General features: G+C 64.0%; 13 protein-coding genes. 6 read left to right on the top strand and 7 right to left on the bottom strand.

Features of this window, described 5'->3' with window-relative positions:
• The coding region (locus tag EN935_RS07860) for an FAD-dependent oxidoreductase (RefSeq protein ID WP_164771043.1) at positions 1–897 on the bottom strand (897 nt) is incomplete at its 3' end.
• Between the two features lie 183 nt (positions 898–1080).
• On the opposite strand from EN935_RS07860, the gene EN935_RS07855 reads away from it, so the two are divergent.
• Genes EN935_RS07855 through EN935_RS07835 form a run of 5 tightly spaced genes read left to right on the top strand, consistent with a single transcriptional unit; the run spans position 1081 to position 5316 of the window.
• The gene (locus EN935_RS07855) at positions 1081–2283 is read left to right on the top strand and encodes a pyridoxal phosphate-dependent aminotransferase (protein WP_109660123.1); all 1203 of its coding nucleotides are present in this window, start codon (positions 1081–1083) and stop codon (positions 2281–2283) included.
• 7 nt (positions 2284–2290) lie between these two features.
• The gene (locus tag EN935_RS07850) at positions 2291–2740 is read left to right on the top strand and encodes a biotin/lipoyl-containing protein (RefSeq protein WP_109660125.1); all 450 of its coding nucleotides are present in this window, start codon (positions 2291–2293) and stop codon (positions 2738–2740) included.
• A 5-nt stretch (positions 2741–2745) separates the two neighbouring features.
• Positions 2746–4119 carry an acetyl-CoA carboxylase biotin carboxylase subunit gene (gene accC, locus EN935_RS07845; RefSeq protein ID WP_127265028.1) on the top strand — a complete coding sequence of 458 codons (1374 nt, stop codon included), beginning with the start codon at positions 2746–2748 and terminating at the stop codon, positions 4117–4119.
• The gene (locus EN935_RS07840) at positions 4109–4504 is read left to right on the top strand and encodes a biotin attachment protein (RefSeq protein WP_127265029.1); all 396 of its coding nucleotides are present in this window, start codon (positions 4109–4111) and stop codon (positions 4502–4504) included. Before accC ends, EN935_RS07840 begins: the two co-directional genes overlap by 11 nt.
• Positions 4505–4542: 38 nt before the next feature.
• Positions 4543–5316, top strand: a complete 774-nt coding sequence (locus tag EN935_RS07835) for a 5-oxoprolinase subunit PxpA (RefSeq protein ID WP_109660131.1) — start codon at positions 4543–4545, stop codon at positions 5314–5316.
• A 51-nt stretch (positions 5317–5367) separates the two neighbouring features.
• Here the strand turns inward: EN935_RS07835 and EN935_RS07830 are convergent, their stop codons facing one another.
• From EN935_RS07830 to EN935_RS07805, 6 genes are read right to left on the bottom strand one after another with little or no spacing between them, the layout of a single operon-like run.
• A complete protein-coding gene (locus EN935_RS07830; RefSeq protein WP_127373252.1) occupies positions 5368–6393 on the bottom strand; it encodes a proline racemase family protein in 1026 nt (341 codons plus the stop codon).
• Positions 6394–6446: 53 nt separating this feature from the next.
• Positions 6447–7475 (bottom strand): Ldh family oxidoreductase, encoded by a 1029-nt coding sequence (locus EN935_RS07825; protein ID WP_127265086.1) that lies wholly within the window; start codon positions 7473–7475, stop codon positions 6447–6449.
• A gap of 41 nt (positions 7476–7516) precedes the next feature.
• Positions 7517–8680, bottom strand: coding sequence for an epoxide hydrolase family protein (locus EN935_RS07820; protein WP_127265084.1), 1164 nt, complete (start codon positions 8678–8680; stop codon positions 7517–7519).
• Positions 8677–9657: a biotin-dependent carboxyltransferase family protein gene (locus EN935_RS07815; RefSeq protein WP_127265083.1), complete on the bottom strand. Its 981-nt coding sequence runs from the start codon at positions 9655–9657 to the stop codon at positions 8677–8679. The genes EN935_RS07820 and EN935_RS07815 overlap by 4 nt, the downstream gene beginning before the upstream one ends.
• Positions 9654–10316: a 5-oxoprolinase subunit PxpB gene (pxpB, locus tag EN935_RS07810; protein ID WP_127265082.1), complete on the bottom strand. Its 663-nt coding sequence runs from the start codon at positions 10314–10316 to the stop codon at positions 9654–9656. The genes EN935_RS07815 and pxpB overlap by 4 nt, the downstream gene beginning before the upstream one ends.
• A 6-nt stretch (positions 10317–10322) precedes the next feature.
• A complete protein-coding gene (locus EN935_RS07805; protein WP_164548750.1) occupies positions 10323–11099 on the bottom strand; it encodes an SDR family oxidoreductase in 777 nt (258 codons plus the stop codon).
• Positions 11100–11341: 242 nt separating this feature from the next.
• Here EN935_RS07805 and EN935_RS07800 point away from each other — a divergent pair, with 242 nt between their 5' ends.
• Positions 11342–11977 (top strand): RraA family protein, encoded by a 636-nt coding sequence (locus tag EN935_RS07800; RefSeq protein WP_109660144.1) that lies wholly within the window; start codon positions 11342–11344, stop codon positions 11975–11977.
• The last annotated feature ends 259 nt before the right edge of the window (positions 11978–12236 follow it).

Genomic DNA, 12236 nt, shown 5'->3' with positions numbered 1-12236 from the left:
GGCCAGCGCCGGCCAGATCAACTCGTCGAACAGGTCGTAGTCCACATCCAGGCCAAAATCGTCCGGGTCGTTCTCGCGCACCGGCGGAATACCGCACAGGAAGAGCTGACCTTCCGGCCGCAGCCAAAAGCCGCTTGTGTCGAAGACGAAGGGGCAGTTGTCGATCCTTGCCGGCGTTTCGAAGACGAAGACGCAGCGCTTGCTCGGGGCAACCGGCAACTCGGCGCCGGCCATCCTGGCAATGCCCGCGCTCCATGGTCCGGCCGCGTTGATCACTGTGCCGGCGGCAAGCCGTTCGCCATTGTCCAGAACCACTTCGCCGACCTTGCCGGGAGACGCCATGCTCAGTCCGGTCACCGTCGCGGCGAGATAGTCCACGCCCTGCGTGCGCGCCTTGCGGCGAAATGCCTGCATCAGGCCAGGGCCGTCGAACCAGCCTTCGCTGCCAAGGCCGAGTGAGCCAAGCGCGAGATCGTCCGTGTTGAGCCACGGGAAGCGTTGTGCCAGTTCGACCTGCTCGATCAGCTCGGCGTCGACGCCCATGCCGCGCTGAACGCGGTTCTTGGCGCGCTGCGCGTCGGCCCGCTCGGGCGTCGCCAGCACGAGATAACCGGGCTCATGCAGGCCGATGTCGGCCAACTCATCGCCAATGGCAAGCCGTGTCTTTACCTGGCGCAGGAAGTCGATGCTGAACTTCGACATGGCGATGTTCGGCGCCGTGCCGAACTGCTGGCGTATGGCGCTGGTCGATAAGGAAGACGAGGACGCCGTGTAGTAGGGGTCCCGCTCGATCACCGCGATCCTGCCATCGAAATCCGGATTGGCTGACAGGAAGTAGGCGATCGAGCTGCCGACAACGCCTCCGCCGACGATCACCACATCATAGTTTGTGCCCATTCCAATCGTGTTCCCTATCTCGAATGTTATCGGTGGCGACGAAGGATTGGATACTTTTCTCTATCGACCCACCTCCAAAATGAGACATAACCCGGTCTTCGACGCAGAAAAAGGGGTTTGACGCGAAAATCAGAATACATTATCCAATTTTTACCAAATATCAGGCATGCCGAGGATTGTTCCGTGGGCCTCATCGCTCCCCGTCTCGACGTCATCAAGCCAAGCCCCAGCATGGCGGTCACCGCGCGGGCAATCGAAATGCGCTCAGCCGGCATCGACGTCATCAGCCTGAGCGCCGGCGAGCCGGATTTTCCGACGCCTCCGCACATCGTCGAGGCGGCCTACGAGGCGATGCGCAGGGGGGAGACGCGCTATACGGCGGTGGATGGCACGGCCGCGCTGAAGAAGGCGGTGGCCGGAAAATTCAGGCGCGAGAACGGCCTCGACTACAAGCCTTCGCAAATCAGCGTCGCGGGTGGCGCAAAGCAGATCATCTACAACGCCCTGCTGGCAACGCTGGCTCCCGGCGACGAGGTGGTTGTCCCCGCGCCCTATTGGGTTTCCTACACCGACATCGTCCTGCTCGGCGAAGGCAAGCCCGTGGTCGTTCCCTGCACGGAGGCGCAGGGCTTCAAACTGACGCCGCAAGCCCTGCGAGCCGCGATCACGGGGCGCACGAAATGGCTGCTGCTCAACACGCCCTCCAATCCGACCGGCGCCGTCTACAGCCGCGACGAACTTGCGGGCCTGGCCGAGGTGTTGCTCGATCACCCGCATGTGCACGTGCTGACCGACGACATCTACGAGCATATCCTGTTCGACGGGCGCGCCTTCCACACCATCGCCGGCGTCGAGCCACGGCTGAAGGACCGCACGCTGACAGTCAATGGCGTGTCGAAGGCCTATGCCATGACCGGCTGGCGGATCGGCTACGCCGGCGGGCCGGAAGAGTTGATCCGTGCCATGGCGACCGTGCAGAGCCAAAGCACGTCGAACCCGTCATCCATCTCGCAGGCCGCGACCATAGCAGCACTGGAAGGTCCTCAGGACTTTCTTCGCCCGCGGGCGCTCGAATTCCAGGCGCGGCGCGACCGCGCACTGGAGCTGCTGCGCGCGATTCCCGGTCTCACCTGCCAGACGCCCGAGGGCGCCTTCTACCTCTATCCCAATTGCTCGGCCCTGATCGGCCGTCGCCGCCCGGACGGCACTCCTATCGGCAGCGACGACGATTTCTCGCTCTACCTGCTCGATCAGGCACGGGTCGCGGTGGTGCAGGGCTCAGCCTACGGCCTGTCACCGCATTTCCGCATTTCCATAGCCACGTCGATGGACCTGATCGAAAAAGCGATCAGGCGCATCGCCGAGGCCGTCGAAGCGCTGCGATAGGCCGGCGATGGATCTCGACTTCGTCCAGAAGCTGATCGAATTTGTCTCGCGTTCGCCCATTGCCGAACTGGAGATCGAGCGCGACGGCGTTCGCATCCGCATGTCCAGGCAGGCGGCGCCGGCGCAATCCGCGTCGCAGGTGCAGCCTTCGCCGCAGCCAGCCGCAGACACCGCCGTCTCTTCAAATCCAGCTTCGACAACTCCGCCCATCGCGTGGCATTCAATCCGCGCGCCGCTGACAGGCGTGTTCTACCGTTCCGGCACCGAAGGCGAACCGCCGCTCGCTTCGCTTGGCGATGTGGTCGTGGAAGGGCAGACGATCGGCGTCCTAGAAGCCATGAAGACGTTCAACGTCGTGGAATCCGATCGCGCTGGGCGGATCGTCCAGATCGCGTTCGACGATCATGCCGCTGTGCAGTCCGGTGACGTGCTGTTCGTTCTCGAAGATTTGGGCTAGCGGCGATGTTCGATACCGTCCTTATCGCCAATCGTGGTGAAATTGCACTGCGCATCCTGCGCGCCTGCCGCGATCTCGGATTGAAGACGGTGGCGGCGCACTCGGAAGCGGATGCGAGCCTTCGCCATGTCGCGCTGGCGGACAGGGCGATCTGCATCGGACCGGCGGCCGCGACGGAGAGCTATCTCAACATCGCTGAGATCATCACCGCCGCGCAACTTACCGGCGCGGGCGCGATCCATCCGGGCTATGGTTTCCTCTCGGAAAATGCTGCCTTCGCCGAGGCCGTCGAAAACGCCGGCCTCATCTTCGTCGGCCCGTCCGCGGCGGCGATCCGCACCATGGGCGACAAGGTCTCCGCCAAGCGCACGATGATCGCTGCCGGCGTTCCCTGCGTTGCGGGCTCGCAGGGTGCGCTGCCTCAGGACGAGCAGGCAGTGCGCGCCATTGCCGAGGCCATCGGCTACCCGGTCATCGTCAAGGCGGCGGGTGGCGGCGGCGGACGCGGCATGCGCATCGTGCGCGAGGAACGCGCCCTGATGGAAGCCGTTTCGATGGCGGTGAAAGAGGCGGACCGGGCCTTCGGCAACCCGCAAGTCTATCTGGAAAAATTCCTCGAGCACCCGCGCCATATCGAGATCCAGATTCTGGCGGACAAGCACGGTAGGGCGGTCTGGCTCGGCGAGCGGGATTGCTCCATGCAGCGCCGCCACCAGAAGATCATCGAGGAGGCGCCAGCGCCCGGCATCGCCCGCGAGGCGATCGCCGAGATCGGCGAGCTGTGTGCCCGCGCATGCCTGACCATCGGCTATACGGGTGCCGGCACGTTCGAATTCCTCTACGAGGACGGGCGCTTCTCTTTCATCGAGATGAACACCCGCGTGCAGGTGGAGCATCCCGTCACCGAACTCGTCACCGGGATCGATATCGTGCGCGAGCAGATCCGCATCGCCGGGGGCGAACCCCTGTCGTTCAGGCAGGAAGACATCTGCATTCAGGGCCACGCCGTCGAATGCCGCATCAACGCTGAAGATCCATACAGCTTTCGGCCGCATCCGGGCCGGGTCGAGCGCTGGACGCCGCCGGGCGGTCCCGGAATCCGCGTCGAATCACATCTCTACTCCGGCTACATGGTGCCGCCGCATTACGATTCGCTGGTGGCCAAGCTGTTGGCGCATGGCGCGACGCGGGCCGAGGCGATCCGGCGCATGAGCGGGGCGCTGGGCGAGATGGAGGCGGTCGGCATCGCCACCAATGCACCGCTGCACGGCCTCCTCATGGAGGAGCCCGGCTTCGCCGCTGGCGGCTTCGATATCCACCATCTTGAACGTCTCATTGAAGGCGGTCTGCTCCAGAGACGAGGCGGCAATGACGGTTGAGGAGATCGAAAGGCTAACCGCCTGGTGCGCAAGCGCCGGCATAGGTGAGATCGAATTGGTGGAAGCCGGCTGTTCGCTGCGCCTGCTTGTGCGGTCCGTGGTTGCTGAAACACCCATAGCTGCGGCTGAAGCGCCGAAGGCCGAAACGGTCTTCAAGGGCGTGCGTGCGCCCGGCGTCGGCGTGTTCCGTCTCGATCATCCAACGACCGGTCGGCCGGTTGCCGAACCTGGCCAAATGGTCCGCAAGGGCGAGACGATCGGCGTCCTGCAGGTCGGCCCATGCCTGAAGGCCGTGCTCGCGCCGGCAGACGGAGTGCTGGGCGCGGCGCTGGCCGAGGACGGCGCGGTCGTCGGCTACGGCACGCCGCTCTACGAGCTGGTGTGAAGGCAGAGGCGATGGTTCGAACCACTGAGGAAAGCGCCATGGCGACCAAAGGATTGCAGGTCGATATCAATTCCGACATGGGCGAGGGTTTTGGAGCCTACAGGCTCGGCGACGATGCGGCGATCCTCGACATCGTCAGTTCCGCCAATGTGGCCTGCGGCTTTCATGCCGGCGACCCCGAGATCATGGCGGCCACGTTCTTGATGGCGCGCGAGAAGGGCGTCGCCGTTGGCGCGCATCCGAGCTTCGCCGATCTGTGGGGATTCGGACGCCGCATCATCCCGCATTCCATGGATGAGATCGAAAGGCTGGTCGCCTACCAGATCGGTGCGGCGCAGGCGCTTTCCGCCTATGCCGGCCACCCGATCCGCTATGTGAAGGCACATGGCGCGCTGGGCAACCTTACCCAGACGGACCGAGGCGTCGCCGAAGCCGTGACGCGCGCGGTCAAGGCCGTCGATCCCGGCCTGATCTGCCTGGCTATCGCGCTCGGCTTCCAGGACAGGATCGCGCGCGACGCGGGCCTGACGGTCAGGTCCGAAATCTTCGCCGACCGCGCCTATACGGAGGAAGGCTTTCTTGTCTCGCGCAAGCTGGACGGCGCGGTCATCCACGATGCCGAGAAGGCGGCGGAACGGGTCGTGCGGATGGTCAAGCAAGGCGCCATCGAGACGCTTTCCGGGCAGCTGCTGCGGACGCCGATCGATTCGATCTGCGTCCACAGCGACACGCCGGCGGCCGTCGCCATCGCCGCGCATGTCAGGAGACGGCTGGAAGCGAACGGTGTCAGGGTCCGAGCGTTCGCGGCCTGAGCACGGCCGAACGGTTACGCGGCCGTGCTGGCGGGCACGGCCGCCATCGTTTCAGAACCAGACATCGCTGAGGCGATGTCCGCGTGGATAAGGGTCTGTCGGGTCAAGGCCATACTGGCCGATGCTGGTGATCCAGGCCTGCCCGGCGATGGTGACCACGACGGCGTCGCGCTCGCCGACGCGCGCATTGGCGATCACGCGGGAATCGAAATGGGTCCCGATGATCGACTTGTTGCGGAACAGCTCACCCTTGGCGATCTGCCCTTTCGCAGACATCACTGCCAGCCGCCCGGTGGTGCCGGTGCCGGTCGGCGAGCGGTCGAGCCTGCCATGCAGGCACACCGTGCCGTTGATGCTTTCCACGCGCCCGTCGATGCGCTCGATCGGGCCTTCGAAAATCACGTTGGACACGTCGCGGATCTTCGCGTTCTCCGGATGCACGACCTCGAGCTGCTCGTTGACCGCCTTCTTGATGCGTTGGCCCATCAGCGACATCTGGTGGGCCTCGTCGGGTTTGACAGCGAAACCGAGTGCGCGCGCATTGACATGGGCGAAAGTCATGCCGCCATAGGAGGTGTCGACGGTGATCATGCCGAGCCCCTCGACTTCGACATGTGTGTCGAGGTGGAACGTGAAAGCCGGCACGTTGGTGAACTCCACCTGCTTCACCTTGCCGTTCTCGCAGAGGCAGCGCACCTCGATCATGCCGGCCGGCGCCTCCATGCGCAGTCGCGTCTCGGGTTCCTTCATCGGCACCATACCCGTCTCCAGCGCCACGGTGGCGACGCAGATGGTGTTGGAGCCAGACATGGGCGGGTATTCGGTGCTTTCGAGGATCACATAGCCGAGGTCGGCGGAGCGATCACAGGGTGGCAGGATGATGTTGGCGTTGACGTAGGGCGCGCCGCGCGGTTCGAAGAGAACGAGCCCCCGTATGTCGTCCATATGCTCCTGGAGATATTCCTTCTTCTCGAACATGGTCTTGCCGGGCACGTCCATGACGCCGCCGGTGATCACATTGCCGACCTCTCCCTCGGCATGGCAGCCGACGACCGTGAATGTTCTTGACCAGCGCATTTTTTCTCCCTTTCCCCTTGATGACTAAACCTGAGCGAGGCGAACGAATGGCTTCAAACGCCGTCCAGCCCTTGCTCGAGAAAACGGTCGAGCTGTTCGATCTCCTGGGCCGAGAGGCTGATGCCGCCACTCTCCGATGCTGCTCGGGCAATGAATCGTCGCTGCGAAGGCAGGCGCGCGCCCTGGCCAAGGATCGCCTCGAACAGGACTTCAGCACGGCCGAGCGGATTGCTGGGGCGGCCGGCGGAAAAAGTCTGTGGCGAGAAAGCGATGATCAGCTCTCCATGCGATGGATAAAGCGTCGTGGTGCCGAGCAGATCGAGCGCTTCGGGGCTGGTCAGGTCGCCGATCATGATCCCGGCGAGAAGCTCGATCATCGTCGCGATGGCGGAGCCCTTGTGACCGCCGAAGGGAAGCATGGCGCCCGCCAGGGCAGCTTCGGGATCGGTCGTTGGCCTGCCGTCAGAATCCATGGCCCAGCCTTCCGGCAGCTTCTTGCCTGCCCGGCGGTGCAGCTCGATCTCGCCGCGCGCGGCAACCGAGGTCGCGAAGTCGAAAACGTAAGGCTGTCCGTCGCGCGGCCAGCCAAAGGCAAAAGGATTGGTGCCCAGCAACGGTCCGTTGCCGCCGGTCGGAGCAACTGTGGCATAGCTCGGGCACATGGCGAGGCCGGCAAGGCCTGCCTGGGTCAAGGCTTCGACCTCCACCCAAAGGGCGGAAAAATGCACCGCATCGTTGATCGCGAGCGCGGCAATGCCGCACGAGCGCGCCCGCTCGACCAGCACCGGCAGGCCCAGTTCGAAGGCCGGGTTGGCGAAACCGTGCTTCGCATCCACTTTGACGAGGGCGGGAGCGTCTTGAGGCAACAACTCGGGCACCGCGTTCGGCTCCACCTTTCCGGCCTTGATCGTCCTCAGGGCGCCTTCGATCCGGTAGATACCATGCGACTTGCAGGCGTCGCGTTCCGCCGCGACGATGACCCGTGTGATGGCGCTGGCTTGGATGGGGTTCAGTCCGGCCTTGCGGAAAATTGCACCGACGCGCTCATGCAGGGCATCGATAGTGATCGTGGTGTTGGTCATTTCTGGCCTTCGGGTATGGCTGTGCGCAAACGCAGGTGCCGTTAAAAATCCAGACCACTGGCAAAGGCTCTTAGATCCTGTGCAAGCAAAGCGGGCTGCTCGAGGGCTGCGAAATGACCACCGCGCGGCATCGCTGTCCACTGGCGGATGTCCTTGAAGACGCGTTCGACCCAGCTCCTGGGCGGCATCGGCAGCTCTTTGGGAAACAACGCCACCGCAAACGGAACGTAGATCGCCGTGCCGGGCGCGAAGGCAAGCGGGCGGGCGCGCGTTTCCCAATAGAGGCGCATCGACGAAGCGACGGTCCGGGTGAACCAGTAGAGCGAGATGTTGGCGAGCATGTCGTCGCGCGAAAAAGCGGCGTTGGCCAGATCGCCGTCGCAATCGCTCCAGTCTCGGAGTTTTTCGATCATCCAGGCTGCCAGTCCGACCGGCGAATCCGTCAGCCCGTAGGCAAGCGTTTGCGGACGCGTCGCTTGAATATGAGCATAGGCGCCATGAAGATCCGCCCATCCGGCTTTCCGTTCCAGGAAGGCGCGTTCTTCCGATGTCAAGTCACCGTCCGGGCCTGCATCGTGAGGAGGGGAGAATGAGCCGGGGATGAAATTGAGATGCACCCCGGCGAGACTGTCGGGATGCGCGTGTGCCAGACAGGTCGACACGCCGGCGCCCAGATCCCCGCCCTGGGCGAGATATCGTTTGTAGCCGAGACGGCTCATCAACTCGGCCCACAGGTCGGCAATTGTGAACAGGTTGAGACCAGGCTTGGTCGGCCGGCTCGAAAAGCCATAACCGGGAATCGACGGGGCCACGACATTGAAGGCGTCCTCCTGTCTTCCGCCATGCGAAAGCGGGTCGGTCAGAAGCGGGATCAGCCTGTGAAATTCGAAGACGCTGCCTGGCCAGCCATGTGTGAGTATGACCGTTCTGCCGGTCGCAACAGCGGCGCGCGCATGGATGAAATGGATGGTTTCGCCACCGATTTCCGTCTGGTAGTGCGGATGGATGTTCCAGGCGGCTTCCTGCTTGCGCCAGTCGAAGCCGGAGCGCCAGTGCTGCATAAGTAGCCGCAGTTCTTCGTATTCCGTTCCCTGCGCCCAGCCTATCGCCTGCAATTGGTCCGGCTCGCGCCAGTTCGAGATGCGCTTCTTCAAATCGTCGATTTCAGATTGGGCAATCTCGATCGTGAAGGGGCGAATTTTCATGGGGCCCTCTGCTTGCCGACGATGAGGTTCCGGGCGGCGATAAAGTCGCGACGTCGCTGCCGGTTGGCGCGAAGCGCTTCCGTCGACGCTTCGATCGAGACCGCTGAGAAACGCAGGTGCGCGCCGACCGGCGCTTGCGCCAGCCGCCAGAGGTCGGCTTCGATCACCGTAGCGATCTTCGGATAGCCGCCGCACGTGTTGGCATCGGCAAGCTGGATGATCGGCTGGCCGGACGGCGGCACCTGGACGGTGCCCGGCACGATGCCGTGGGAGAGCAATTCCAGCGGTGAGAGGAGGGAAAGCGTCTCTCCGAAAAGGCGATATCCCATGCGGTTGGCGTCGTTGGTGATGTTCCATTCGCTGCCGGTGAAAGCCGCCTGGGCCTCCGGCGTGAAGGCGTCGAATTCGGCGGCCGGCAGAACCCGCAATTCGATTGCGCAGGCCGCGCCGTCCGCCGCGCCGCGCCGCTCCTCCAGCGCTGCGCCAAACCCGCCCGCAGGAAGGCCGCATTGCGCAGGGTTGAGCGCAAGCCGGTCGCCGCGGGACAGGCCGCGTCCGGCGAGCCCGCCGAAACTGCCTTTCACATCCGTCGAGCGCGACCCCATGACTGGCGGCAGATCGAGCCCGCCGGCGAAAGCGATGTAGGAACGGGCACCGATGCGCGGCGCTTCGAGGATAAGGGTCTCGCCGGCGCGGATCGCCATGGCCCACCAGGGCGGGCAGGGCCGGTCGCCGACGCTGACGGCGCAGTCCGCGCCGGTGATGGCGACCGCGGTGTCGATATGCGCGCGCAGCCGGAACGGATGAAGCGCGACCTCGATCCCGGCAGCCGAGGGATCATTGCCCAGCATGAGATTGGCGATCGCCAGCGCCTGGGTGTCCATGGCGCCGCCATGGCTCACCCCCAGCGCCAGATGGCCGGGCCGGCCGAGATCCTGGACGGTGTTCGGCAGGCCGGTGGTGAGGATCTCGATCATGCCGCGATCCCTGCGATTGCGAAGCGGATCGTGTCTCCAGGCCTGAGCAGCACGGGCAATTCCGCTCCGGCCTTGAACAGCGTCACGTCCGTATGGCCGATGATGTGCCATCCGGATGGTGCTGTCATCGGCATGATACCCGCCTGCGCGCCGCCGATGATAACGGCGCCCTCGGCGACTTTGAGGCGAGGCGTGCTGCGCCGTGCCCACGCCAGCCGCGGGTCGAGACCGGACAGATAGGGAAAGCCCGGCATGGCGCCGATGGCGGCGACGGTGTAGGTGGCCGCCGCGTGGCACCTGACGGTCTCGTCGACAGACATGCCGCAATGCGCGGCCCAGCTGGCGAGATCCTCGCCGCGCGCGCCGCCATAGCTGACGGGAATGGTATGATGCGTGCCGGTCACCGCGTGGGCATCGGTGGCGGCCCAGAGCGACATCAGCTGACCGCCGACGCTGTGGGCGTCCGTAGCGAGCGGGTCAAATACCACCAGCAGGTTGTTCATGCCGGGAACGGTCTCGCGCACCCCCTTGAGGCTCAGCGCGGCATTCGCTACCGCCCAGACCAGTTCCTGGGTGGCATCATTGAAAGCCCCCTGCGCGCCATCAAGCAGCAGCGCGCCTGATCCCGCGAGACTGATGTTGGGCGTACCTGCAACCACGGGCGGTCAGTCCTTCACCGGCACCGTATAGTTCAGGATCAGGCGACCGCCATCCGGATAGATGGTTTGGCCGACAATGTAGGAGGCGTCGTCGCTGGCCAGGAAGGAAGCGACACTGGCGATCTCCGAAGGTTCGCCACAGCGGCCGCTCGGCGTGCGCGACAGGATGGTCTGGCGCTGCGCTTCGCTGGCCATGACGGAACTCTTGACCATGTCGGTCAGGATAGTGCCGGGGCCGATGGCGTTGACGCGGATGTTATGCGGGATCAATCCGACGGCCATCACCGCCGTCAACTGCTTGATGCCACCCTTGGACACGGCATAGGCGACCGAATTGGGAATGGCCAGAATGGCGTTGATCGACGACATGTTGATGATCGAGCCGCCGCGTCCCTGCGCGATCATGGCTCTTGCCGCGGCCTGCCCGAGAAGGAAGGGCGCCTTGAGATTGACGCGCTGAACCAGGTCGAAGGCTTCCTCGGGGAAGTCGACGAAATCGTCCAGATGGATGATGCCGGCATTGTTGATGAGCACGTCGACACCGCCGAAGCTTTGCATGGCCTTGGCAATGATGCCGTCGGCCATGTCCCTGCTGATTTCGGAAAGGTCGGCGGACAGCCAGACGGCGCGCTCGCCAAGACGTTCGGCATGCTCGCGCCCGCGATCGGCCTGCACGTCGACAAGCACAACCTTGGCGCCATCGGCATGAAAGCGCTCGGCGCAGGCAAGGCCCAGGCCTTGTGCCGCCCCGGTAACGATCACGACTTTTCCTGCGTGCTTCACGATCCAAATCCCTTTTACGATTTTCGACGCTTATGGATATGTTATCCAACTTATCTTAAACTTCGACGCCATTGCAAGCCCGGATGAATGGCTGCCGGATGACTGCACTAGGCCGGCACGCAGCGGTTTTGGGCAGTCTTTGCTTTTTTCAGAGGACTATCCGCAAGTCGGTTGACACTGCCGAATTAATTGTGATTGGATACTATATTCACAAAAGAGGACCGACAGTGGGAGAACGGGAGATGGCAGATGCACCTCAGGGAAGCGAACTGATAGACGCGTTCCGCGCTCTTGCGACGCCACTGATCAGCGACAATCTCGCTCGTGTCCCCGGAGCTGTCGGGTTGCGGCCATTTCATCGGGTGAGCGGCGTCATGGCGGGGAGGGCGCTGACGGTCAGGACCCGTCCCGGCGACAACCAGTTCATCCATCGTGCGCTCGATCTGTTGCAGCCCGGAGACGTCATCGTCGTCGATGGCGGTGGCTATGAGGGCCGCGCGCTGGTCGGCGAAATCATGACAAGTGTCGCGGCGTCGCGCGGCGCCGCAGGCATTGTCATCGACGGCGCCATCCGCGATGCCGGTGCCATCGGCCGCAGTCCGTTTCCATGCTTCGCGCGGTCGGCCATCCATCTCGGGCCGTACAAGGATGGTCCGGGAGCCATTAATGTTCCCGTCTGCATAGGCGGCATGGTCGTCGGTCCAGGTGACATCGTCGTGGGCGACGAGGATGGCGTCGTGGCATTTCCAATCGACGGTGCCGCGGCCTTGCTGGCCGCCGTCCTGGCGCAGGAAAGCCGCGAGGCCGACATCATGCAGAGCATCCGGGAGAACCGCTACCAGGGGGCGTATGCCCGGGCCTCCGGCGGCAGTCACTGATCTGCCGGGTCAGTCCTTGCCGGTGACAAATCGCGTGGCCGGCTGGCGATCTTGCTCAACATAACCGCTCCGCAGCTAACCGAGGGGCGAAACAATGCATTTCAGGCACGCCGCCTGGATGCGCCAACAGGGGAAAATGGAGAGAATTAATGGTTGTTTCCTTCAAGAGGCTCGCTTGTGCCACCGCCCTTGCCGGGCTGGCTCTGACCACGATGGCCGGGGCTGCCGACATCAAGATCGGCATCGTGGCTCCCATGAC

Origin of the sequence: Mesorhizobium sp. M7D.F.Ca.US.004.03.1.1 (assembly GCF_003998635.1) — a bacterium.
GTDB lineage: Bacteria > Pseudomonadota > Alphaproteobacteria > Rhizobiales > Rhizobiaceae > Mesorhizobium > Mesorhizobium loti.
This window is presented reverse-complemented; position numbering and strand designations above follow the sequence as displayed.

Bases quoted from the DNA above. Each gene is read 5' to 3' on its own strand.
- EN935_RS07830 (WP_127373252.1), bottom strand. From the start codon at position 6,393: ATGCGCTGGTCAAGAACATTCACGGTCGTCGGCTGCCATGCCGAGGGA.
- EN935_RS07815 (WP_127265083.1), bottom strand. From the start codon at position 9,657: ATGATCGAGATCCTCACCACCGGCCTGCCGAACACCGTCCAGGATCTC.
- accC (WP_127265028.1), top strand. From the start codon at position 2,746: ATGTTCGATACCGTCCTTATCGCCAATCGTGGTGAAATTGCACTGCGC.
- EN935_RS07835 (WP_109660131.1), top strand. From the start codon at position 4,543: ATGGCGACCAAAGGATTGCAGGTCGATATCAATTCCGACATGGGCGAG.
- EN935_RS07840 (WP_127265029.1), top strand. From the start codon at position 4,109: ATGACGGTTGAGGAGATCGAAAGGCTAACCGCCTGGTGCGCAAGCGCC.
- EN935_RS07800 (WP_109660144.1), top strand. From the start codon at position 11,342: ATGGCAGATGCACCTCAGGGAAGCGAACTGATAGACGCGTTCCGCGCT.
- EN935_RS07820 (WP_127265084.1), bottom strand. From the start codon at position 8,680: ATGAAAATTCGCCCCTTCACGATCGAGATTGCCCAATCTGAAATCGAC.
- EN935_RS07825 (WP_127265086.1), bottom strand. From the start codon at position 7,475: ATGACCAACACCACGATCACTATCGATGCCCTGCATGAGCGCGTCGGT.
- EN935_RS07850 (WP_109660125.1), top strand. From the start codon at position 2,291: ATGGATCTCGACTTCGTCCAGAAGCTGATCGAATTTGTCTCGCGTTCG.